We start from the raw sequence: 22981 nt of genomic DNA on the forward strand, positions 1-22981 counted from the left end.
ATCCATTGCTCATCGATAGGGCCGCCATGCATCCTCGAGTCTCCCGCGCGCTGAAGGCGCTGATCGTCGTCCTGCTCGCCCTGCTGCTCGCGAGCCAGATCCTGGTGATCCCCGAGGTCGCTCGCATCACCGCACTGCGCAATCCCGACGTCGTGCAGCTCGAGATCCCCGGCATCATCGGAGCGGTCCTGTTCCTCGGACTCGTCGAGGTCACGCTGGTGTGCGTCTGGTTCCTGCTGTCGCTCGTGCAGACCGACCGCATCTTCCGAGTCGAGGCCTTCAGGTACGTCGACATCATCCTCGGTGCGCTGGTCGCGGCAGGAGTGCTGATCCTCGCGGCGTATCTCGTGATCCTGGCCAATCGTGCCGTGTCGCTCTCGCTGTCTCTGCTCGCGATCCTCGGGGTCGTCGTGAGCGCGGCACTCGCTCTGCTCGTCGTCGTGCTGCGCGGCCTGCTGCGCAAGGCGCTCGAGCTCGAGCAGGATCTCTCCGAGGTCGTCTGATGCCCATCGTGATCGACCTCGACGTGCAGCTCGCCCGCAAGAAGATGAGCGTGCAGGACTTCGCCGACGCCATCGGCATCACCCCGGCGAACGTCGCGGTGCTGAAGAACGGTCGGGCCAAGGCCGTGCGCTTCACCACGCTCGAGGCGATCTGCCGTGTGCTCGACTGCCAGCCGGGCGACATCCTCCGGTGGGTGCCCGACTCCGAGGAGGCATCATGAGGGCGCCGGTGACCGCATCGACCTCCACGGGCGCCACGACGGCGCCCGTGACCTGGGGTGAATCCGTCGCCCGGCATCTGCTCGATGAGCGCGCCTGCCCTGTCTGCCACGCCGAGCTGCATGCCGGATGCTGCCCGCGATGCGGCTCCGACCTGCGCGGGACGATCGGGATCACCGTCTGGGAGTCGTCGCTCGCCGCCGCCACGGCGCTGCGCGCCCGCGACGCGCTGCTTCGCCGCATCCCGATCGTGAGTCCGGCATCGGCGACGTCATCGGCTGTCGCGTCGGCGGTACCGTCGCGGACGGCATCGTCGCCGCCCACCCCGCCCGTCGGGGGAGCCGCGCGCGGGGGAGAGGTCGATCCCCAGGGGAGTGCCACGCTGCAGTCGGTGCTCGCCACCGCGGGTGCGGGGCTCTTCGCGGTCGCAGCGATCGTCTTCACCTACTTCAACCCCGATCTCGCCGATCGAGCTCTGCGCAGCGTGATCGTCGGCCTCATCACCCTGCTCTTCCTCGGCGGAGCCTGGCTGCTGTCGCGTCGCGGACTGCGCTTCTCGGCAGAGGCCGTGGGCGGGCTCGGGCTCGTGTTCGCGGGACTCGACATCCACGCGTTCGCCCAACTCGCGGCCCCGGCCGTCGAGCCGTGGCTGACATCGGCGCTGGCGACGGCGGTCGCCGGTGGAGTGATGCTGCGCGGCGGGGTGCGACGCGGCATCCGCATCTGGCAGTGGACCGCTGTTCTGGCGATGGCACTCACCCCCGCGATGCTGGGTGCCGCGGGCGGAACGCCGCTCGCCGCCGCCCTCGGTGCGATCGGCGTCGCGTTCGCGGGGGCGGCGCTCATCGAGTGGCTGCGCCTGCCGATCGTCGAGGTCGTGACGCTCACCGGGGTGCAGCTGGCGGCGAGCCTCACCGCGCTCGTGCTGGTGTGGCGGGTCGGCGCGGCCGACACCCTGCCGTACCTGCTGACCGTGAGCGCCCTGCTCGTGCTGATCGCGGCCCACGCCGTCATCGCCGCGCGGCGGATGCTCGCGGGGCTCTGGGCCTTCGTCGCGGGTGGCGTCGGGTCTGCGGCGCTCATCATCGCGGTGTTCGCCCTCACCGGGACCGACGCATTCGCGACCGCGGCGCTGTTCGACGGCTCGGCGGTGTTCGCCGTCATCCCGGCATCCGCTGCTCTCGCCCTCGTGCTCGTCGGCGCGCTCGTGCCACTGCCGCGGGCGGTGCCGCGCGGCTTCGTCGCTGCCGGTTCGCTCACGGTGCTCACGGGCCCCGCGCTGCTGGTGCTCGCGCCCTCGGCGATCACGGGCCTGTCGACCGTGCGCGAGTTCCTGCGCGTGAACGACGAGATCGGCCCGGTGGGCATGCCCGGCTGGGGGCTTCCGCTCGGGCTGCTGGCGATGTGCGCGGGGCTCGGCGTGTTCAGCGTGCTCGCGCGGCGTCGCGACGGCATCCGCCGGTTCGCGAACCCGACCGCGCTGCTCGCTCTCTGCGTCGGAGCCGTCGCGGTGCTCGTGATCGGATGCGGTCCGCTGCTCGTGCTGCCGGCCGCGATCGCTGTCCTCACGGGCCCGGTCGTCCTGCTCGCCGCAGCGCTGTGGATCCTTCCGACGCTGCTCGAAGGACGGGGGCTGCGCGCGACCGCCCTGACGGCCGCGCACGTCGCCGTGGTCGCGGCCGTGATGATCGCGTGGCGCGATCCTGCGGTCGTCCCGCTCGCGGGTGCGGCCGCTCTCGTCGCGCTGGCCGCTCTCGTGGCCGTGCTGCCGGCCGCCTGGCGCTTCGTGTACGTGGCGGCAGGCTTCGGCTATGCGCTCGTGCTCGTCGCGACAGCGCTGGGACTCGCGGGCGTCGGGGGAGTGGCACAGCTGTCGCTGACCGTATCGGCCGGTCTCCTCGCCGCCATCGTCGCGACCTACCTTCCGTCGATCGGTGCCCGCGCGTGGCAGGCGGTGCTCGTCGTCTCGGCCGTGCCGTTCGGCATCGGCATCCTGCAGGTCGTCGTCGAGCGCAGCGGGTGGACTGCACTCTCGACCGGACTCATGTTCGCGCTGGCGCTGTCGCTCATGCTCACCCGTAGACCCGGCCTCACCCTGCTCGTGCGCACGGCCGCCGCCGCCATGCTGGTGCCGACGCTCGCGGTGATGATCGTGTGCCTGGGTGCGCAGCTGCTCGACTCGAGCGGATCTCCGGTGGTGCTGCCGATCATCGCCGTGCTCGTCGCACTCGTGCTGCCGTCGACGTCGATGACCCGCGCCGCGCTGCACGGTCGAGGACACTCCGCGGCGACGGCCGATGCGGCACGCGTCGCGATCGAGGCGTCGGCGCTGGTGACCGGGGCGATCGCGACCGCGCTGGCGGTGGGCCGCGAGGCGGCGGGTCTCGGCACCAGCTTCCTGGTGCTGCTGATCCTGGGCCTCGGAGCTGCCGCGCAAGCGCTCTTCGCCGGACGACGCTACGCCTGGGGTGTCGCCGGCGCCGCGTTCACCGGGGCGCTCTGGAGTGTCTGGGGCATGGCCGGCGTCGACGTCTTCGAGGCCTACCTGCTGCCGCCCACGCTCGGCGCCGCACTCACCGCACTGCTCCTCACCCTGCGCGGACACCGCGCCACCGCGCTCTACGGTGCCGGCCTGCTGGTGGCGATCGGACCGATCGTCGCGCTCGTCGCCGTGATCGAACCGGAGGCGACGCAGGGGTCTCTGGTGCAGGGTGACGTGACCTGGCGCGTGATCGGGCTTCTCGCGGCGGCCTGGACCCTGCTGGCACTCGAGACGGCCGTCCGCAGATCGGACGGAGGCCCGCGGATGCGCCGGCTTCGCGTCCTGCGCATCCCGACGCTCCTCGGTGCCGCCCTCGCGGCCACGGTCGCGACCGTGCAGGGCATCCGTCTCGGTCTCGGAGCGGACCAGCAGACCGTGCACGGCGCGGGGCTGTTCCTCGCCTGCCTCGGTGTGAGCGCCGTCGGCGCGGTGGCGCTCGCGCTGGCCGCACACGGCATCCGACGGGCGGCGGCGGCCGGCTCGGCTCTGCGCACGAGCCGGTGGCTGGGGGCACCGGCCGCTCTCGCGCTCGCGCTCGGCGTGTGGTTCGCGATCGAACGCGACTGGTTCTCGATCTGGGCCATGTGGGCGCTCATGATCGGCTACCTCGTGATGGTCGTCGTGACGGCATCCCGCCTGCGCCGCGGCGACACGGTGCTGCCACCCGTCTGGTTCCTGTTCGCGATCGCGTTCGTCACGGCGGTCGTGGCGTGGAGCCCCCGCGATCTGCGCGTCGAGTGGTTCTCGCTGCCGCTGGGCGCGTTCCTGCTGTGGGCGGGAGTCGTGGTCCTGAGAGGCGCGGATGAGGGTGCGGTGCGAGACGGCCACGGCGCTGCCGGCACACTCGACAGCTGGCCAGCGCGGTGGAGCGGTTCGTGGGCGCTGCTGGCGCCGGGTCTCGTGACGATGATGAGCGCCTCCATCGTGTCGACCTTCACCGATCCGCTGACGTGGCGGGCGATCCTCGTGATGGTGCTGGCGCTGGCGGCGATCCTCGTCGGATCGCGGGCGCGGCTCGCGGCGCCCTTCCTCATCGGCCTCGTCGTGCTGCCGATCGAGAACGTGTTCGTGTTCTCGGTGCAGATCGGTCGGGGCATCGAGTCGATGCCCTGGTGGATCACCTTGGCGGTCATGGGGGCGGTGCTGCTGATCATCGCGGTCACGTCCGAGAGGCGCGCGGGGGAGAGCGGCTCCGTCGCCGCCAGGATCCGCGACCTGCGATGAAGAGGGCTCCCATTTGACCGCTCAGGTTACGCGGCATTACACTTGATCAGGTGTGTGCACGTCTTGACGTGTGCGCTGGGCGTCGGCTCCATAGCCGGTCCGCCCCCACGGCATACCCTCCACCACAAAAGCTCGTCGGTTCCGGCGTGCCGGAGGGTCATGATGTGAAACCCATCACGCTGTCACCGTGCAGCACTATGAGGAGAGAACGTGCCAACCATTCAGCAGTTGGTTCGCAAGGGTCGCTCGCCCAAGGTCACCAAGACCAAGGCGCCTGCACTCAAGTCGAACCCGCAGCAGGCCGGGGTCTGCACCCGCGTCTACACCACCACCCCGAAGAAGCCGAACTCGGCGATGCGCAAGGTCGCTCGTGTGAAGCTCCGCAACGGCACCGAGGTCACCGCGTACATCCCCGGTGAGGGTCACAACCTGCAGGAGCACTCGCTCGTGCTCGTGCGTGGAGGCCGTGTCAAGGACCTCCCCGGTGTCCGTTACAAGATCGTCCGTGGCGCCCTGGACACCCAGGCCGTCAAGAACCGTAAGCAGGCTCGCAGCCGCTACGGCGCGAAGAAGGGCTGAGTCCAATGCCTCGTAAGGGTCCCGCCCCGAAGCGTCCCGTCGTCAACGACCCGGTATACGGCGCTCCGATCGTCAGCCAGCTGGTCAACAAGATCCTGGTCGACGGCAAGAAGTCGCTCGCCGAGTCGATCGTCTACAACGCCCTCAAGGGCGTCGAGGCGAAGAACGGTCAGGACGCCGTCGCCACTCTGAAGAAGGCGCTCGACAACGTGCGCCCGACTCTCGAGGTCAAGAGCCGCCGCGTCGGTGGCTCGACCTACCAGGTTCCGGTCGAGGTCAAGCCGCACCGTGCGAACACCCTCGCACTGCGCTGGCTCGTCAGCTACGCCAAGGGTCGTCGTGAGAAGACGATGACCGAGCGTCTCCAGAACGAGATCCTGGACGCGTCGAACGGCCTGGGTGCCGCGGTCAAGCGCCGTGAAGACACTCACAAGATGGCCGAGTCGAACCGCGCGTTCGCTCACTACCGCTGGTAACAGCTCCGCCCGCCCCCGGCCACACGCCGGGGGCGGGCACCCCCCTCTTCGCAGTACGACTGCCCAAAAGATAAGGACACTCCTGTGGCACAAGACGTGCTCACCGACCTGAGCAAGGTTCGGAACATCGGCATCATGGCTCACATCGATGCTGGCAAGACCACCACGACCGAGCGCATCCTGTTCTACACGGGCGTCAACCACAAGCTCGGCGAGACCCACGACGGTGCCTCGACCACCGACTGGATGGAGCAGGAGAAGGAGCGCGGCATCACGATCACGTCTGCCGCCGTGACCTGCTACTGGAACAAGAACCAGATCAACATCATCGACACCCCCGGTCACGTGGACTTCACGGTCGAGGTGGAGCGCTCGCTCCGCGTCCTCGACGGTGCCGTCGCCGTGTTCGACGGCAAGGAGGGCGTCGAGCCCCAGTCCGAGACCGTGTGGCGTCAGGCCGACAAGTACAACGTCCCCCGCATCTGCTTCGTCAACAAGATGGACAAGCTCGGCGCGGACTTCTACTTCACCGTCGACACCATCATCAACCGCCTCGGCGCCAAGCCGCTGGTCATCCAGCTGCCCATCGGCTCGGAGAACGACTTCATCGGCGTCATCGACCTCGTCGAGATGCGCGCCCTCGTCTGGGCCGGTGACTCCAAGGGTGACGTCACCATGGGCGCCTCCTACGAGATCCAGGAGATCCCGGCCGACCTCAAGGACAAGGCCGACGAGTACCGTCAGCAGCTCCTCGAGACCGTCGCCGAGACCGACGACGCGCTGCTCGAGAAGTTCTTCGGTGGCGAAGAGCTGACCGTCGCCGAGATCAAGGGCGCGATCCGCAAGCTCACCGTGGCTTCCGAGATCTACCCCGTGCTCTGCGGCTCGGCGTTCAAGAACCGTGGCGTCCAGCCGATGCTCGATGCCGTCGTCGACTACCTGCCGAACCCGCTCGACGTGGGCTCGATCCAGGCGCACGACCCCAAGGACTACGACACGATCATCGAGCGTCACCCCGACGCGAAGGACCCGTTCGCAGCTCTCGCGTTCAAGGTCGCGGTGCACCCGTTCTTCGGTCGCCTCACCTACGTGCGCGTCTACTCGGGTCAGCTCGACTCCGGTGCCGCGGTCATCAACTCGACCAAGGGCAAGAAGGAGCGCATCGGGAAGATCTTCCAGATGCACGCCAACAAGGAGATCCCGGTCCCCTCGGTCACGGCGGGCAACATCTACGCCGTCATCGGTCTGAAGGACACCACCACCGGTGACACCCTGACCGACCCGGCCTCGCCGGTCGTCCTCGAGTCGATGACGTTCCCCGAGCCCGTCATCGAGGTCGCCATCGAGCCGAAGACCAAGGCCGACCAGGAGAAGCTGGGTGTCGCCATCCAGAAGCTCGCTGAAGAGGACCCGACCTTCCGCACGGAGCTCAACCCCGAGACCGGTCAGACGACCATCAAGGGCATGGGCGAGCTGCACCTCGACATCCTCGTGGACCGCATGAAGCGCGAGTTCAACGTCGAGGCCAACGTCGGCAAGCCGCAGGTGGCGTACCGCGAGACGATCCGCAAGGCCGTCGAGAAGCACGACTACACGCACAAGAAGCAGACCGGTGGATCGGGTCAGTTCGCGAAGATCCAGTTCAACATCGAGCCGCTCGACCTCGACGACGAGAAGACGTACGAGTTCGTCAACGCGGTGACCGGTGGTCGCATCCCGCGTGAGTACATCGGATCGATCGACGCCGGTTTCCAGGACGCCATGAACGTCGGCGTGCTCGCCGGCTACCCGATCGTCGGCGTCAAGGCCACGATCGTCGATGGTGCCGCTCACGACGTCGACTCCTCGGAGATGGCGTTCAAGATCGCAGGTTCCATGGGCTTCAAGGAAGCTCTGCGTCGTGCGAACCCCGTGCTCCTCGAGCCGCTCATGGCGGTCGAGGTGCGTACTCCCGAGGAGTACATGGGTGACGTCATCGGTGACCTGAACTCGCGTCGTGGCCAGATCCAGTCGATGGAGGACGCCGCAGGCGTCAAGGTCGTCCGTGCACATGTCCCGCTGTCCGAGATGTTCGGATACATCGGCGACCTGCGCTCGAAGACCTCGGGTCGCGCCGTCTACTCGATGGAGTTCAACAGCTACGCTGAGGTTCCCCGCGCTGTGGCGGACGAGATCGTCCAGAAGCACCAGGGCGGCGAGTAACACTTGCCTGAGAGCCGGGCTCCGGCTCGGCTCTCAGGTCACCTACAACTTCACATTCCCTCTCTACTAAACTGAGAACCTAAACCCGTAGAGATCCGGTCGCAATCCAGTGCCCGGACACCTCTACACGACGTCCTGAGGAGGACCCAGTGGCTAAGGCCAAGTTCGAGCGGACCAAGCCGCACGTCAACATCGGAACGATCGGTCACGTCGACCACGGCAAGACCACGCTCTCCGCAGCGATCTCGAAGGTGCTTGCTGACAAGTACCCCTCCGACACCAACGTGCAGCGCGACTTCGCTTCCATCGACTCGGCGCCGGAAGAGCGCCAGCGTGGTATCACCATCAACATCTCGCACATCGAGTACGAGACCCCGAAGCGCCACTACGCACACGTTGACGCCCCCGGCCACGCCGACTACGTCAAGAACATGATCACCGGTGCGGCTCAGATGGACGGCGCGATCCTCGTGGTCGCCGCCACCGACGGCCCGATGGCTCAGACGCGTGAGCACGTGCTGCTCGCCAAGCAGGTCGGCGTGCCGTACCTGCTGGTCGCGCTCAACAAGTCCGACATGGTCGACGACGAGGAGATCCTGGAGCTCGTCGAGCTCGAGGTCTCCGAGCTGCTCGCCTCGCAGGGCTTCGCTGAGGACGCTCCTGTCGTCCGCGTCTCCGCTCTGAAGGCCCTCGAGGGCGACGAGAAGTGGACCCAGTCCATCCTCGACCTCATGGAAGCCGTCGACGAGAACGTTCCGGACCCGGTGCGCGACAAGGACAAGCCGTTCCTGATGCCCGTCGAGGACGTCTTCACGATCACCGGTCGTGGAACCGTCGTCACCGGCCGCGCCGAGCGTGGCACGCTGGCCATCAACTCCGAGGTCGAGATCGTCGGACTCCGTCCGACCGTCAAGACCACGGTCACGGGTATCGAGATGTTCCACAAGCAGCTCGACGAGGCATGGGCCGGCGAGAACTGTGGTCTCCTGCTCCGTGGCACGAAGCGTGAGGACGTGGAGCGCGGTCAGGTCATCGTCAAGCCGGGTTCGGTCACGCCGCACACCGACTTCGCTGGCACCGCGTACATCCTGTCGAAGGACGAGGGTGGCCGCCACAACCCGTTCTACACGAACTACCGCCCGCAGTTCTACTTCCGCACCACCGACGTCACCGGCGTCATCACGCTGCCCGAGGGCACCGAGATGGTCATGCCCGGCGACACCACCGACGTGACGGTCGAGCTGATCCAGCCGATCGCCATGGAGGAGGGCCTCGGCTTCGCCATCCGTGAGGGTGGACGTACCGTCGGCGCTGGTACGGTCACGAAGATCATCAAGTAAGCATCTGCTTCCTGGCACAGGGGTCGGACCTTCGGGTCCGGCCCCTTTGTCGTACCCTCCGGCCCTGCCCACGGGCCGTTCTCGGTGCCGCTTGAGAATATGGGCTTGAATATAACTCGAAGTGTCATATAGGTTGAGGACTGCTGCGCACACGCAGCACGTAGGCGCGCGTCCGAGGTCAAGGACGGACGCGAGCCGTTGACGCTTCAGGATGGCCCCACGCTTCCCTGAACTGCCTTCGACGGTGTCTGCGTCAGGGGAGTACCTGCGCACCGGGGAGCGGCGCGCAGGGTTAAGGGGAGTTTCAGCATGCGTTCGACCCTGCGTCGAAGGACTTTTTCGCGCGCCCGGAGACTGACGGCCATCGCCACCGTCGTCTCACTGATCACGGGAGCCCTCGCTCTCGGGGTCGCCGCGCAGATGGCGACGGCAGCGGCCTGGGCGCCCAGCGTGTCGGCCCAGAACGTCGATCCGACGGGCGCCGGCAAGGACTTCGTCCTCGCGGGTGAGAACGTCGAGTTCGCCGTCGATGTGACGAACACGAGCGGTGGTGCGCAGTTCAACCTCGGGCTCGTCGCGACCCTGCCCGCGAACGTGTCGTACGTCTCGGGCGTGGTCAGCGGCACCGAGCTCGCGGCTCCGAAGATCTACGCTGCGGGCGACGTCCTCCCGAACCGCTCGCGCACGGCGGCCGATGCCTCCTGCGTCTCCCTCGGCCTCGTGAACGCTCCGGGACAGGCGCCGCTGTGCGCCGTGCCGGCCGGACAGCAGGTGTGGGTCTGGTCGAACGTCAACGACCTGCCGCAGGGCGGCACCGTCGCGCCGACCATCACGGTCGCCCCCGACGACGACTACCCCGTGGGCAGCAAGGTCGGCTTCTCGATCAAGGCCTACACGTCGAACGATCCGACCCGTCTCCCCACCTTCGACGGCTCGCCGAGCGTCTCGCGCACGACCACCCACACGTCGGGTGCCGGAGCGGCCACTGACGACGTGCCCGTCCAGGCGCTGCGCATCGTCAAGGACGAGCCGAGCGCCGAGAGCGAGCTGCTGCGCGGTGTGCACACCACCGTCACCACGTACTCGCTCACAGTCGAGAACACGACCCGCGGTGCGACGAACGACGTGACCGTCACCGACTACCTGCCCGCAGGACTCGAGTACCTGGGTCTCGCCGAGGTCGGCGACAACAGCGCCGGCCGCGAGTACCCCGGCGCTCCGGCGATCACCGGCGGGGCGACGGTCGGCGAGACCGTCGACACGGTGCAGCTCTCCGCATCCGACGCGGCCGCTCTCGGTCTGCCGGGCGCGGGCGTCTACACGAAGATCGTCTGGACGCTGACGCCGATGGGCGAGGGCGAGACCCGGGTCATCCGGTATCACGCGGCGGTGCCGCTGCTCGCGAACGCGCTGTGGCCCGAGGGCACCGCGCCCGACCCCGCCACCGGCGCCCAGGCAGCGAACCTCGACAACAACACCGGCGCGTCGACGCGTCACGGCGGCGAGTCCGAACCCGAGTCGGCGCAGGTCTTCCGCAACGTCGCGATGGTGGACGGGCAGTACCAGGGCCCCGTGCTGAACGACGACCCGGCGCTCCGTGCCGCCCACGATGACGATGACGAGATCATCGAGGCCGTCGACGTGCGCGTGCTCAAGCGCGTCGACACGGGCGGGCTCTTCTCGACCGGCTCGGTGGCCACCTACTCGGTCGACGTGAAGGTGAGCGAGTACGTCGATGCCAGCGATATCGTGCTGACCGACGTCATCCCCAACGGTCTCTGCCCCGCATTCCCCGGATCGCTCGACGGCGTGGACCTCATCATCGGATCCGAGGTCGTCTCGCAGGCGACGTGGAACGCGCAGGCGCCCGGCGATGCGTGCAACTACCCGACCACGGAGCCTGCGGCGGTGCTCTCGCCGCAGCTGCAGCTCGCCTCGATCACCTACGCCCCGGCTGACGGCACGTTCACGGTCGTCTTCGATGTCGACCCCCTCGCGGCCGGCACGTCGTTCACCGCGCAGTACTCCGTGACGCAGCGCCCGAACTACACGGGCGCCGGCGGGGGCACGAGCTCGGGTGACAGCTTCGTCAACACGGTCTCCGTCACCGCGAAGACCGAACCGATCGCCGCGATCGCGAACGACCCGACCCTGCGCGACCGCGTGGGCGGCACTCGCTACGTCTTCGACGACTCCGCCGCCGTCATCGGCTCGGACCGGACGATCCTCGACAAGACCGTGCTCGAGCGCGGCACCACACCCGACATGGAGCAGCCGGATGAGCTGCTGAAGCAGGCGACCAAGCCCTTCTCGCCGGGGGATGACGTCTGGTATCGCCTGTTCGTGGACTTCGCCGACGGCATCGACAGCCGCAATCCGCTGCTCACCGACTACCTGCCCGAGGGCATCGAGGTGCAGGAGCTCCGCTACGCCTACACCGGCATCCCGGGGGTCGACGACGTGATGGGCCCGGTGGCATACGGCACCGGCGACTTCCCGACCGCGTACATCCCGAACGTCGCGCCCAGCAGCACGTCGATGACATGGGAGCTCGGGGCGCGCAACCGTGGCGCGAGCGGTGATCGCTTCATGCCCGAGGGCAGCACGCTCACCGTTTTCGTGCGTGGCACCGTGAAGGCGCAGTCCGCGTCTCAGGACGAGGTCGACAACCCCCTCAACCAGGCCAAGTACCAGCAGGTCAACGTCGACGGCGTGCTCGACTTCCAGCGATCGGATGCCGGAATCGACCTCGACTGGGGGTCGACCCTCACGAAGGGCATCGTCGAGGTCAACGGTCGTGCGATCGCAGGCTCGTTCGGCGATCGCGACCAGAGCGAGCAGGTCGTGCAGGGCGATGAGGTCGAGTACCGCATCGACGTGAAGGCACCCCAGAACTCCACCACCGACTACGTCGTGTGGGATGTTCTGCCCGCAGGCGTGAAGAAGGCCGACGTGTCGGCGCCGCTCGCGGAGCTGCACCCGGCGGGAACCCGCCTGAGCGCGACGGATGCCGTCGCCACGATGTACGACGCGGGGGAGACCCTGCCCGACGGGATCACGCTGAACTCGGCCTTCGCGGGTCGCTCGGTGATCGTCTGGAAGATCGGCGCATCGATCGCCGGCTCCGTCGCGGCGACCGAGACGACGCCCGAGACCGTGAGCGGCTTCAGCCTCGGCTACACGGTCACGGTGCCCGACGGCACGGTCGCCGACGGCGGAGAAGCCGCGCAGCTGACCCAGAAGTACACCAACACCGCGGGCATCGTCGACTACGCCGTCGAGAACGCGGGCGGCGGCACGACCACGGTCGTTCCGCAGCGTGACGGCGGGGGTCAGCAGCTGACCACCCGCACGCCGGCCGACGGCGAGGTCTCGGCATCCGACGTCGACACCGTCGACATCGCCGAGGTGTACCTGCCCGACGTGGTGGTCGCGAAGAAGCTGATCTCGACCGAGGTGGCCCCGGCCAGCCCCGTCACTCCGGGCGCGACCGACCTCGGCGACGGCACCCGCAACTCCGCGACGCAGATCGTGCAGGGCGAGTACTCGACGTTCGAGTACGCCGTGACGATCCCCGCTCACACCACCGTGAAGGGTGCGGTGCTGTCGGACGACGGCCAGTTCGCCCTCTCGTCCGGACGCGTGACGTACCAGTACGTGCAGGACAGCGACAGGTACTTCGGTCCGGACGGCACCGAACTGGCGATCGGCACGACGTCGACCGACTTCCGCGTCTCGCAGACGCAGGGGGCGTCGCACGGTGTGCTCACCTTCCCCGACACCTACACGAACGACACGAACCAGGCGCAGCAGTTCCGCGTCCAGATCACGATGTGGGTGAAGGACCGGGACGTCTCGAACCCGAGTGTCGTGAACCTCGCCAACAACGCGCGCCTCACGAACACGGCGACGTTCTCGTTCCTCGACCCCAACGCCACCGGGGCAGCGCGTCTCACCAAGACCGCGTCCGCGAACGTGACGTTCGTCGAGCCGGTTCCCGCCCTGAAGAAGACCGCATCGTCGGCCCAGGTCGGCGCGAACGGCACGGTCGGCTTCACGCTGACGGCCAGCAACACCTCGGGGCGCCCGGCGCTGTACGACGTCGTCGTGATCGACTGCGTGCCCAAGGAGCTCGTGGCGAGTGACCCGTTCGCATCCGTCGGCGAGGTCGAGATCCTCGACGAGTCGTGCTCGGCCACCAGCGCCGGCGTCATCACACGCGGCTCGGGCACCGGAAAGGTGATCGAGTGGACGATCCCGATGCTCCTGGGCACGGGCACGGCTCCGACCCTGACCTACACGGGAACTGTCGACCAGCAGGCCGGCGGCGCCGCGCAGTTCGTCAACCGGGCGACCCTCACCGGTCACACCCTGCCCACCGTCGTGGGCGATGACACCGACACGACCGACCGGCGCGGCACCTACACCGCGAACGCGAACGCCACCGTAAGGATGCCCGACGCGGTGATCCAGAAGTCCGTCAGCCCGGCATCCGCCGCGGTGGGTGACCTGGTGACCTACACGGTGACGACCACCTTGCCGGCCAACACGAACTTCTACGACGTGACGCTCACCGACGTGCTGCCCGTCGGAGTCGAGTTCGTTCCCACGGGTACGCACTCGGAGTCGGTGCAGTGGGCCGGCGACACCCGCGTCCCGACCATCGGCGCGCCGACCCTGGACGGGCGGACGCTGTCGTGGGCGATCTCGTCGAACGACATCCTCGCCTGGAATGCCGAGACCCCACGCAGCATCACGGTCACGTATCAGGCGCGCCTCACCCCGGACGTGACGTCCGCGACACCGCAGAACGTCGCGCACTTCGCGTGGAGCAAGGTCGACGGATCCACCGTCGACGGTGACCGCGTGACGCTCGACGACCCGGCAGACGTCACCGTCGTCGACCCGAAGATCACGGTCGCGAAGACGGTGCGGGCGACGGGCACGGCGCCGGACGCCTTCGCGTCGACGGCATCCGGCAACCCGGATCAGTCGTTCGCGTACCGCATCGAGGTGAAGAACACCGGAGCGGTTCCGGCATACGGCATCGTCGTGACCGACACGGTTCCGGCCGGCATCAGCGTCGACACGACGCAGGAGGTCTTCGCGGGCACCACGGTCGACGACCGCGAAGCCCTGCTGGCAGGCAAGGGCGGCACCATCACCTGGACGATCCCCGGCCCGCTGAGCAACGTGGACGGTTCGAACACCCAGCAGATCGTCTACTACGGCACGTTCTCGGACTCGAAGGGGATGTCGAAGGATGCGGTTCTGACGAACGCCGTCGCGGTGAACGAGTACACGTCGTCGCCGAACGGCGGATGGACCTACGTCCCGGGTGACCGCACCCGCCCCTCCGGGAAGACCCCGGGCGGAGTGACGCTGACGCCGCAGGAGGCGGAGGCCGACATCGCCCCGCACTTCCCGCAGGTGGCGCTCGGAAAGAAGGCCACGGACGACGTTCCCGCCTTCATCGGCGAGTCCTTCTCGTGGACGCTGCAGGCGACGAACACCGGTGACGGGGCCGCGCAGACGGTGACCCTGACCGACACGCTGCCCGAGAACTGGGCGTACGACCCGACCGTCCGGCCCGTTCTGGCCGTCGGCGGGCAGCCGGCCGCCGACCTCGGCGACCCGGTCCTCGGCGAGGACGGCGACCGTCAGACGGTCACCTGGGTGCTCGGCGAGAACACCGGCGACCCGCTGCTTCCGGGCACGATCGACGGGGCGACCGACACTCAGCGCACGCTGACCGTCAAGTTCTCCTCGAAGCCCGAGTTCGGCGCCACCATGACGGCGGGCGCCGGGCTCGAGTACTCGCACACCAACACGGTGAGCGGCGTGGCGACCGACACCGCCGGTGCCGAGGAGAACGCCGACGGACCCTACGTCGGCGACCCGGCCACGGCCGAGGCGCACATCGCCCGCGCTGACCTGAAGATCGTCAAGCAGGCGATCGGAGGCGACGCGGACGGTGCCTGGACCGCGGGTGAGAGCCTGCGCGAGGGCTACACGCAGCCGCAGTGGCGCATCACGGTCACCAACCAGGGACCGGATGCCGCGAACGGACCGTTCCGCATCGTCGACGAGGCAGAACTGCCCGACGGCGTGACCGTGGGCCAGTTCCGCGCGGAGTACTTCACCGACGCGGATGACGCCGACGGCGAGCCCCTCGCGGTCGGAGGTGCCGGCACGGAATCCGATCCGTTCGTCGTGGGAGGTTCGACCTTCACGCTGAACGCCGACGGCAGCGACCGTATCGTGCTGATCGCCGACGTCGACATCGACGAGTCGGCTGTCGGAGCAGCGACCAACACGGCCAGCGTCGCCGGTCGCACCTTCGAGCGCCCGGAGGACATCGCGAAGGACAACACCGCACAGGTGACCAAGCCCCTCGCGAGTGCTGCCGACCTGGTTCTGACCAAGGCCGTCACCACGACCGAGGTCGGCGCCGGTCGCCCGATCACGTGGAGCATCTCGGTGCGCAACGACGGTCCGTCCGCGGCGTCGACCACGAGCTCGGAGCCGGAGCGCAGGGCTGCGGAGAACGTCACGCCGATCACCGTCACCGACACCGTGCCCGCGGGCATCGGCGAGGTGCTGGATCCGTCTGCCGGTCTCACCGAGTGGACCGTCGCGGCCTCCGACGGCTGGCCCGCGAGTGCGGGTGACGTGATCACCTGGACCTACACGGGATCGCAGATGCCGGTGGGTGCCGCGCAGGAGCTGTTCCTCACGGGAACCGTCGATGCGGCGTGGACCGGTGGCGAGATCACCAACTCCGCCGTGGTCGACTCCCCGGTGACGGTCGATCCGACACCCGAGAACAACGAGGATGCGGTCACGGTCACCCCCGGTGACCAGACGAGCCTCGCGGTCACCAAGACGCGGGTCGTGCTCGACGGCGGCGAGTGGAAGGATGCCGCGCAGTTCGGCGGCGCCCTGCCCGAGGTCGTCGCAGGCGGCACCGCGAGCTATCGCGTGGTCGTGACGAACAACGGACCGGCGGATGCTCGTGAGGTGGTGGTCACCGATCAGGCCCCCGAGCTCCTGACGTATGTCGAGGTGACGGACGAGAGCGGAGAGTGGACACGCACGGCTGCCGCCGAGGGCGAGGCGGATGTCGCGGGCGATGACGTCTTCACGCTGGCGGGCACGTTGCCCGCGGCGATCGACGACAACACGCGATCGTTCATCGTGACCTACGCGCTGCCCGTCGAGCTGGAGCCGGGGACCGAGGTGCGCAACGTCGTCGTGGCGAGCGCCGAGAACTCGACCAACACTCCGGAAGACCTCGACACCACCGCATCCGATCGGGTCGCCGATCTCTCGATCGTCAAGCAGGCGATCGGCGAGGACGGCGCTCCGGTGGCCGACGGCGTCGTGCCGCAGGTGACGGCGGGAACGCAGACGCGATTCCTGCTCACGGTAACGAACAACGGTCCGAGCCTCTCGAGCGCGCCGATCGAGATCATCGATCAGCTGCCGGCCGGGCTCACGTACGTGTCGTCGACGGTCGATGTGGCCGGTGCCGGTGCGGTGGACGCCGCCCCCGCCGTGGGCGACGACGGGCGCGCGATCGCCTGGTCGGTGCTCGGCGCGGGTGATGTGCTCGCGGTCGGCGCGACCATCGTGATCGAGGTCACGGCGGATGTCGCTCCCGACGTGCGGGCGCAGCGCCTGGTGAACGCGGCGGATGTCGCGGGCCCGGATGATGCCGATGCGCGTAACAACCACGCCGAGGCGGCCATCGACGTCGTGACGCTCGCCGAGTTCACGATCACCAAGGTCGTCGCCGACGGTCCCTGGATCGCGGGCACCGAGGTCGCGTACACGCTGACGGTGCGCAACGACGGACCGTCGTTCGCCGACGCGCTCGTCACCGATGTGCTGCCCGCAGGGCTCACTCCGGTCTCGATCGAGGGAGAGGGATGGACGTGCGACACGGCTCAGAGCTGCCTCCGCGAGGCGCATCCCCTGGGCGACAGCGTGCTCACGGTCGTCGCGCGGGTCGATGCGAACGTGCCGACCGGCACGGCGCTGACGAACACGGCGACCGTCTCGTGGACCGACAGCCGCTCCACCGAGCCGCACCAGGTCAGTGACGATGCCGTGATCGACGTCACCACGAACGCCGACCTGCGCCTCATCAAGACGGCGATCGACGCCGACGGACAGGAGACGGCATCCGCTGTCGCCGGAGAGAGCGCTCGGTATCGCATCGAGGTCTCGAACCTCGGAACCAGCGATGCCGTCGGTTCGATCACCGTCGCGGATCAGCTGCCCTCCGGTGTGCGCTTCGGCGCCCTCGTCGGAGAAGCCGCAGCGGCCTGGACCGCGAAGATCGACGGCGCCGACCCGCAGACGGTGACGTTCACGCTGGCCCCGGCCTCGACCGGCCTCGCCGCCGGCGGGAACGCCCCCGCGATCGAGTTCGACGTGCTCGTCGACGCATCGGTCGCGAACGGCGCGGTGCTCACCAACTCGGCCACCGTCGCATCGGGCACGCCCGACGCGAACCCCGAGAACGACACCGACACGGCCGACGTGACCGTCGCCCGCGAGGTCGACCTCTCGATCACGAAGAGCCACCTGGCGGATGCCGTGCGCATCGGCGACGTGCTGCCCTTCGCGATCACGGTGCGCAACGCCGGGCCCTCCGAGGCGACCGAGGTCGTCGTCACCGACACCGTGCCCGCGGGGCTCGAGGTCGTCACGGCCGTCGGAGACCAGGTGGGAGAGGGCTGGACGATCGAGTCGATCGCCCCGGTCGACTCCGCGGATGCCTCCGCGGGAACCCACGTCGTCGCGCGGTACGCCGACGCGGTCGCGCCGGGAGAGGTCACGAGCATCCTGGTCGTGGACACGCGGGTGCTCGCCGGTGCCTACCCGGAGGTGGTCAACGTCGCCGACGTGACCGCCGCCGAGATCACCGCGGAACGCCCCGACCGCACGCCCGAGGACAATCGGACCGACGACGTCGTGACCGTGCCCCCGATGGCGACCCTGGTCGTCGCCAAGAGCGCGGTCGGCACCTTCCAGGTGGGCGGTACCGGCGAGTTCGAGATCACCGTCCGCAACGACGGACCCACGGCAGACCCGGGGGCCATCACGGTCACCGACGCCCTGCCCGAGGGACTCACCTTCGTGTCGTCGCCTGATGACGGCGTGCGGGTCGACGGTCAGGTCGTGACCTGGACGCTCGCCGACGGCCTCGCCGTCGACGAGGAGGTCACGCTCACGGTGCGCGTCAGCATCGGCGAGGCGGCATACCCGTCGGTGACCAACACGGTCGTCGTCGAGTCGCCCACCGAGCAGACCGACGACGCCGAGCTGAGCGCCGACGCGACCGCCACGGTCACGGCCGCCGACCCGCTCGCCACCACCGGTGGCGAGCTGAGCGGGGGGCTCGTCGTCATGGCGCTGCTGCTGATGCTCTCGGGCGGACTCTTCGCGACCTACCGTCGCCGAGGCCGTGAGGCAGTCGCCGCCGAGTGACGGACGATCAGGGGCCCGGGGACGCGAGTTCCCGGGCCCCTGATCTTCGCTCTGGGCGTCTTCGCGGTGATCCGTGATCTGCGCTCGGTAGCATGGCTCGAGCTCGCACGCAGAGCCAGCCGTCGCCCGACCTCGGGCAGGAGAGGAACGCGACCATGTCACAGATCCACGTGGGTCCGCCGCCGCCCCGCAGCTACGCGCGGCTGTGGGTCTCGACTCTGCTGCTGATCGTGTACACCGGATTCGTGCTGGTCGTGACGATGTGGCCGCAGCCCGAGCAGCTCGAGTTCGGCAGCATCGCCTCCCGCGTGCTCCGTGCGCTGCACAACCTCGGCGTGCCCGAGTCGTTCGACTACAACGAGATCGAGTTCGTCGCCAACATCGGCATGTTCGTGCCGCTCGGATTCCTGCTCGGGCTCGCCCTCGCCCGCAAGGCCTGGTGGGTGGCGATCTTCCTGCTGCCGGCCTTCTCCGGAGCCATCGAGTTCACCCAGGGCATCGCTCTCGACGCGCGCGTCTCGACCGTGCTCGACGTTCTCGCCAACACCGTCGGCGGCTACATCGGCCTCCTGCTCGCCATGATCCTGCGTGCGATGATCCACGTCAGGGACCGCACCAAGATCGAGCGCGAACTGTGGGAGCGCCGCGCCGCGGCTGCCGAGCTGCAGCGTCAGAACGCGGCACGCGCCGCAGCCCGCGCTCCGCAGGGAGCACCCGCTTACGCGCGGGTCGACGAGCCCGACCCGGTGACGCGCGTGCTGGACGCCGACTTCTGGGAGACCGGCGATGCTCCGACGGTGAGGATCCCGGTCTGATGTGACCGGGGCGGCGGGCGGCGCGGAGCAACCCCCGTAGGATCGTAGGGATGCCCGGTCGAAAGGACACTCGAATCCCCATGCCCCAGAAGTCCCGCTTCTCTCGCAAGACCGTGATCATCATCGCCTCGGCGGTGCTCGTGCTCGGAGGCGCCGGCGCAGCCGCCGCCTTCGCGATCAACAACATGAACGCAGCGGAGGCGCCGCAGGCCGAGGAACGCTCCACGCCGACTCCGACCCCCACACCGACGCCCACGCCCGCAGTGGTGGAGCCCGCGGCGATCGCGCAGGGCGGGGCACTGAACTGGTCTCTCGCCCCCCGCACCACGCTCGCCGGTGTCCTGCCCCGCATCGGAGACGCTGCGGACGGCGACGTGTCGATCTCGATCGACGCGCCGGTCGTGTCGGGACCCACGACGGCCGTCGCCTCGACGGTCGCGGTGGTGCCGGAGACGGAGTACACGTTCTCCGCCCAGGTGCGGGTTCCGGAGGAACTTCCTGTCGAAGTGCCGGCCGAGATCAGGATCGGCGCGACGGTGCTGCCCCTGCCCGAGCTCGACGCCGACTGGGAAGAAGTCTCCGTCGCCTACACGACCGGGGCCGCGGAGACGGCGGTCGATCTCAGCGTCGTCGTCAACGGAGCGGTGCGCGGACTCTCCGTCGACACCGTGAGCCTCGTCGACGAGGCGGGCACAGAGGCGGTCGCGAACGGGTCCTTCGAAGAGATCGACGCCCCGAGCGGCATCCGCAACGACTCGCTGATCCTGCAGCAGAGCACTGCGACTCTCGCTGTGAAGCTCGGGCCGGGCGCGGCCACCTGGGTGGCGCAGAACGCCGACGGGTCGGAAGCCGCCTCAGGAACGGCGACGCTCACCGATCGTCTGTCGCCGGTGCGCCTGGAGGGGCTCGCCCAGGGCTACTACCAGGTGACGGTCACGGACGCGGCGGGCAGGAGCATCGCCGCCCCCGTGGGCCTCATCGACATGCCGGACACCTTCGTGCCGGTCGACACGCGTTTCGGCACCCACGTGCACGCTGCCAAGGACTTCGCGCAGGACGCGACGCCGTCGGCAGCCGCGCTCGGCATCGGCCTGATCCGACTCGGCGACAACTGGCAGACGACCGAGCCGAGCCCCGGACAGTACTTCTGGAATGAGCCGTTCGCCCAGGCGATGGGTGAAGCCACGGTGAACGGCATGGACAAGATGATCGTCGTCGGGCGCACGAACAAGGCGTACGACAAGGCGATGCCCCCGTCCAGTCCTGCGGCTCTGGAGGCGTACAGGAACTATGCCGCGGCGCTCGCGAGCCACTATGACGTGCAGGCCGTGGAGGTCTACAACGAGTGGAACATCCCGTCGTTCAACAAGGGATGCCGCACGGGCGAGTGCTACGAGCCCGTGCTTCGCGCCGGCTACGAAGGCGTGAAGTCCGTGAAGCCGAACATCCCCGTGATCGGCGGTGTGACGGGGAACTTCGACAGAGGGTTCTTCCAGCAGCTCTGGGCGGCCGGAGGCATCACCTCGCTCGACGCCGTGAGCTTCCACCCGTACCAGACGCTCGCTCGCGCCGAGGACCTCGCGGCGCTGATCGACGAGTCCCGCCTGGACTCGTCCGCGCAGGGCGCCGAGAAGCCCATCTGGATCACCGAGCTCGGGTGGAGCTCCAAGACCGGCGACGTGTCTCTCGAGCAGCAGGGCGAGATGCTGATCCGCTCGCAGATCACCGCGCTCATGAAGGGGGTCGAGCGGTACTTCTGGTACGACCTCGTCAACGACAAGACCGATCGCGCCGACCACGAAGGCAACTTCGGTCTGTACACGCAGCGCATCGACGGTGTGGCGGCGTACCCGCCGAAGCCGGCCGCGTTCACCCAGGCGCTGCTCGTCTCCAGGCTGAACGGCGGAGAGTACGTCTCGACGGACGAGATCCCCGGAGTCTTCTCCTATGCGTTCAGCGCCGCCGACGATGAGGAACTGCGGTTCGCCTGGTCGACGGAGGGCGTGGAGACCGCGACGTACGCCGCCGAGGGGCCCGTCACCGCGACGAACACTCGTGGCCAGGTCGTCACGTATGAGCCGGTCGACGGGGCGGTCACGGTCGCGGTCGGTCTCGATCCGGTGATCCTCGAGGGCGATTTCGCCTCGGACTCCGCGAGCCCGTCGCCGACACCGACCCAGAAGGAGGACTCCACCGACGAGTAGCCTCCGTCGCAGGGTACGAAGAAAGCCGGGTGCGGATGCACCCGGCTTTCTCTCTGTTCAGCGGCGGCCCATGCCCTGATACTCGAATCCGGCACCTCGCCAGTCGACGGGATCGAGCGCGTTGCGCCCGTCGATGACGTACGACCCCCGCATGAGCGACGCGGCGTGGGTGGGGGAGAGCTCGCGACGGTATTCGTCCCACTCGGTGACGAGGATCATGATCTCGGCGTCGCGGAGAGCATCGTCGAGGCTCGTCGTGTATGTCAGCTGGGGATGACGCTGTCGAGCGTTCTCCGTGGCGGCGGGGTCGGTGACGATGACGTCGGCGCCGAGGCCGTGGAGACGCACGGCGATGTCGAGCCCGGGAGAGTCGCGCACATCGTCGCTGTGCGGCTTGAAGGCGGCGCCGAGGACGGCGATGCGGCGCTGATAGACCGAGCCCCCCAGCGATGCTTCAGCCAGCTGGACCACGCGGTCGCGGCGGCGCAGGTTGATCTGATCGACCTCGTGCAGGAACGCCACGGCCTCGCCCACGCCGAGCTCCTCTGCGCGGGCGGTGAGGGCGCGGATGTCCTTCGGCAGGCATCCACCGCCGAAGCCGATGCCCGCTCCGAGGAAGCGACGCCCGATGCGGGTGTCATGGCCGAGCGCGTCGGCGAGCGTCGAGACGTCTGCGCCGGTCACCTCGGCGATCTCGGCCATCGCATTGATGAAGGAGATCTTCGTCGCCAGGAACGCGTTCGCCGCGACCTTGACGAGTTCGGAGGTCGCGTAGTCGGTCACGATGAACGGAGTCGTGGGCGTCGATGCCGCGCGATAGACCTCGCGGAGCGTGTCCGCCGCCTCGGCGCCGGCTGCTCCCTGGGGGACTCCGACCACGATCCGATCGGGTGCGAGTGTGTCCTGCACAGCCCACCCCTCGCGAAGGAACTCGGGGTTCCAGACCAGCGTGGCGCCGGTGTGCTCGATGCGGCGCGCAAGGTCCTCGGCGGTGCCGACCGGGACGGTCGACTTTCCGACCACGAGCGCGCCCTCGCGGAGGACGGGGAGCAGGCTGTCCAGGGCCGCATGCACGAACCGCAGATCTGCGGCGTCACTGCCCTGCTGCTGCGGAGTGCCGACCGCGAGGAAGTGCACGTCGGCATCGGCGGCGTCCGCGAAGTCCTGGGAGAAGCGCAGCCGACCGGACTTCAGGCCTTCGTTGAGGATCTCCTCGAGGCCGGGCTCGAAGAACGGGGTGTCACCCTTGCCGAGCGATTCGATCTTCGCGGAATCGACGTCGATGCCGATGACGTCGTGTCCGATCGAAGCCATCGTCGCAGCGTGCACTGCTCCCAGGTAGCCGCAGCCGATCACTGAAAGTCGCAATTGTTCCCCCG

The 22981-nt window shown here is 68.7% G+C and carries 11 protein-coding genes; 10 read left to right on the forward strand and 1 reads right to left on the reverse strand.

Annotated elements, in window-relative coordinates:
• Window positions 1-26: 26 nt before the first annotated feature.
• The 10 genes from HWD99_RS11110 (at window position 27) to HWD99_RS11155 (ending at window position 21602) form a co-directional block, all read left to right on the forward strand.
• Window positions 27-503 (forward strand): DUF2975 domain-containing protein, encoded by a 477-nt coding sequence (locus tag HWD99_RS11110; protein WP_241796310.1) that lies wholly within the window; start codon window positions 27-29, stop codon window positions 501-503.
• On the forward strand, window positions 503-724 hold the full coding sequence (locus HWD99_RS11115; protein WP_241796311.1) for a helix-turn-helix transcriptional regulator: 222 nt from the start codon (window positions 503-505) through the stop codon (window positions 722-724). The genes HWD99_RS11110 and HWD99_RS11115 overlap by 1 nt, the downstream gene beginning before the upstream one ends.
• Entirely contained in the window at window positions 721-4488 is a 3768-nt protein-coding gene (locus HWD99_RS11120) for an SCO7613 C-terminal domain-containing membrane protein (RefSeq protein ID WP_241796312.1), read from the forward strand. Before HWD99_RS11115 ends, HWD99_RS11120 begins: the two co-directional genes overlap by 4 nt.
• 210 nt (window positions 4489-4698) lie before the next feature.
• Window positions 4699-5067, forward strand: a complete 369-nt coding sequence (gene rpsL, locus HWD99_RS11125) for a 30S ribosomal protein S12 (RefSeq protein WP_017201609.1) — start codon at window positions 4699-4701, stop codon at window positions 5065-5067.
• A gap of 5 nt (window positions 5068-5072) precedes the next feature.
• Entirely contained in the window at window positions 5073-5543 is a 471-nt protein-coding gene (gene rpsG / locus HWD99_RS11130; RefSeq protein WP_042538706.1) for a 30S ribosomal protein S7, read from the forward strand.
• Between the two features lie 84 nt (window positions 5544-5627).
• Complete coding sequence (fusA, locus tag HWD99_RS11135; protein WP_308220718.1) at window positions 5628-7745, forward strand: elongation factor G; 2118 nt, start codon at window positions 5628-5630, stop codon at window positions 7743-7745.
• 149 nt (window positions 7746-7894) lie between these two features.
• On the forward strand, window positions 7895-9085 hold the full coding sequence (gene tuf / locus HWD99_RS11140; protein WP_241796313.1) for an elongation factor Tu: 1191 nt from the start codon (window positions 7895-7897) through the stop codon (window positions 9083-9085).
• Window positions 9086-9394: 309 nt separating this feature from the next.
• Window positions 9395-18583, forward strand: a complete 9189-nt coding sequence (locus HWD99_RS11145; RefSeq protein ID WP_241796314.1) for an isopeptide-forming domain-containing fimbrial protein — start codon at window positions 9395-9397, stop codon at window positions 18581-18583.
• A gap of 155 nt (window positions 18584-18738) precedes the next feature.
• Window positions 18739-19398, forward strand: a complete 660-nt coding sequence (locus HWD99_RS11150; protein WP_241796315.1) for a VanZ family protein — start codon at window positions 18739-18741, stop codon at window positions 19396-19398.
• An 80-nt stretch (window positions 19399-19478) separates the two neighbouring features.
• Complete coding sequence (locus tag HWD99_RS11155; RefSeq protein WP_241796316.1) at window positions 19479-21602, forward strand: glycosyl hydrolase; 2124 nt, start codon at window positions 19479-19481, stop codon at window positions 21600-21602.
• A 57-nt stretch (window positions 21603-21659) separates the two neighbouring features.
• On the opposite strand, the gene HWD99_RS11160 is transcribed toward HWD99_RS11155, so the two are convergent.
• Window positions 21660-22970 carry a UDP-glucose/GDP-mannose dehydrogenase family protein gene (locus HWD99_RS11160; RefSeq protein ID WP_241796317.1) on the reverse strand — a complete coding sequence of 437 codons (1311 nt, stop codon included), beginning with the start codon at window positions 22968-22970 and terminating at the stop codon, window positions 21660-21662.
• Between the last annotated feature and the right edge of the window lie 11 nt (window positions 22971-22981).

It is taken from the genome of Microbacterium sp. C5A9, from assembly GCF_022627955.1.
Taxonomy (GTDB): domain Bacteria; phylum Actinomycetota; class Actinomycetes; order Actinomycetales; family Microbacteriaceae; genus Microbacterium.